This window comes from uncultured Gimesia sp. (assembly GCF_937910335.1).
Taxonomy (GTDB): domain Bacteria; phylum Planctomycetota; class Planctomycetia; order Planctomycetales; family Planctomycetaceae; genus Gimesia.
In genome coordinates, this window is record NZ_CALEMX010000432.1 from 1 (window position 1) to 2,414 (window position 2,414).

General features: G+C 42.0%; 2 protein-coding genes. Both read right to left on the reverse strand.

What is annotated here, in order from left to right:
* Nucleotides 1–744: 744 nt before the first annotated feature.
* Nucleotides 745–1,077, reverse strand: coding sequence for a TfoX/Sxy family protein (locus Q0668_RS17100; protein ID WP_298866817.1), 333 nt, complete (start codon nt 1,075–1,077; stop codon nt 745–747).
* A 70-nt stretch (nt 1,078–1,147) separates the two neighbouring features.
* Nucleotides 1,148–2,414 (reverse strand): transglutaminase-like domain-containing protein (locus Q0668_RS17105; RefSeq protein WP_298866819.1); only part of this gene is annotated, 1,267 nt, incomplete at its 5' end.

Here is a 2,414-nt window from a genome sequence, read left to right on the forward strand (position 1 = left end):
CGACTTGCGACATATGAAGTGGGAAAATCTCCCTCATGGGTCGAGATCGTCAAGTTTCCCTAGTCCGCAATTTCTTGACCAAAATAGTCGCTGATCGAGTTATTCAATTGAAATTGCTCAGATCTGTTATTTTTTAAGTCGATGAATCAAGCATGATATATCCGATCTAAGGATAACTATGCGCAGCGCTGAGTGCCCTGCTTTGACATCGCCTTATTAAATCAATCTTATGAAGAGAAAGGCTCACTATGCGCTCTTCTGTTTATTCTCTTGTGATCATGTCCTCATTTTTCCTGACGATGGCAGTATTTGGCCAGGAGCAGAAACCTCTTCAGGTATCTCCGGAAAAGAGTAATCCACAGGTGACGATCACAGCAAAGTCTAGTTCCAGTCATCACCAAACTGGTTCTCAAAAAGTCTATCAACGGATGAGTACGAGTCAAAAATTGATCCATCAAAGAGCTCTTGCCCAGGCTGAGCAACGTGTTCGAAGGATTAATGATCGACACCGAATGGGAATCTCGCTAAGTCGACCAACTGTCACCAAGAGCATATTTCCATCAAACGTCGAGATTTTACAACCGGCACCGACTTTGTACTACAACCCTTCTTATTTTTACAGCTCCTGGTATAGGCCATAACGAAATGGAACACAACGAAGTTAAACTCTTGAAGTATGATTCGTTGTGAGCAGTTGAGCGGACTGCTGACATTCTGATTCCTTACCGCGAATTGAGTAGGCTGTTAAGGTTTAGGTGGAAGTGATTTCACAAACTTGACGGCCTGACTGACCCAATATTTAAGGTCGTCATCCTCCTCAAAGCCTGGTTGTTCTACAAATATCATGCTCTTCATTGGTTTGCCAGTAAAGTCCATTTCTCGTGTGTAAGGCATTTCTAATGCCTTCATCGCGTTTTTTTCTCCCAGACGTAACATCAATTCATTCTGTGTGATACCACAGCACATGTTTCCGTGTAGCATATAACAGAGTCCACCAAACATTTTTCGCTGGGAAAATCCTTGCTGACGCTTCAATAATTTGTGAACCCGTTCGGCAAGTGTTTCGTCATAAGCCATATCGGAACCGCAATCTAAAGTACTGATTTTGTTTAAATCATTATCGCCCGGTTACCTGAATGAGAGAAAATCAATGTTCCATTTCTTTCCACAATAATTGAACTTCCATACCTCTCCATTTCTTTGCAGGGGTAGAAGTTAATTTCATTTCAAAAGAATTGTTTTTGTTTCGAATGTGTGCCAGTGCTCGTGGTGCAAACTGAAAGAGCAGTTCTAAATTCATCTGATGTATTGTATCAGCAGGATCAGTTTTTGTTGGATTATCCAGTCGGATAAAGCATTCATAAACTGCCGTTGGTTGGTTTTGAATCCATTGATCGAGAGAAATACGTAGGTGATCTTCAGACAAAACTCCGCCAATTTTCTGCCAAGTTTTTGTGTTCTGAGAGATGAATACCCGAGGTAGAATATCATTCGTCTTTAATTTCAGGTCGAGCGTCCCTCTTAAAAAGACATAAGGCCATTTGAAGTGCCACTGACGCTGATTAGACTGAGTCTGTTTTAGATTTTGTGTTTGGTTAACGATGCGTTTTAAGGTTCCATTACCGACAATCGGTGGTTTTACTGAATTGATTATTGTTTTCTGATGGAAAAATTCCGGGTTTGTAAATCGAAATTCAACTTGGTCCAAAGGTTCCAGTATGGGGGCCAGGACAGAGTCTATTATAGCGGGGCGTCTTTCAGAAAACTGATTATCGTGAGTTGAAGTATATAGTTTGGCAATCTGCTGTGAGGAACTGCCGATCGGATCTCGAGGCGTAGATGTTATTAATTCGGGATACTGGGAAAGTTCTTCGACTCCGGCAATCACTCCCAACTTGTTTCGATAAAAAGCCTGGTGATCTGGATCAAACATATGCCAGCGTTTGTCGTAGAATGCTTCTGCGACCACGTGTCCTGAGAGGCCCCAGGTACGGCTCTGCAACCCCGCTTTTCGTGCTAAGACCGTGAAGTTCGTGGCACAATCATCGCAGAATCCGTAGCCATAGACATTGAGGAATTTAACAGGGTCGTGAATTTCATCCCCCGCTTCCGCTGGGTAGTAATGATAGCGCCAGTCAACCAGCAATTTCCAAATGGCGAGGGCTTTCTCTTCTTCTTTCATACCAGGTTTTAATATACTAGCCAGGATTGCATCCTGACTAGTAAGATCGGGTGAGCCTTTTCGTTTCCAGGAAGGTAATACTTTGACTTTGGAATCCAGATTACGCCAGACCATTTTAACAGGTTGTATTTGTTGTTCAGATGATAAAGGGTATTCGATTTCTGTTTGAACTGATTTCAGAATGAACGATGATTGTTTTTCAATATATAATTCCTTACTAACCAGTTCATAT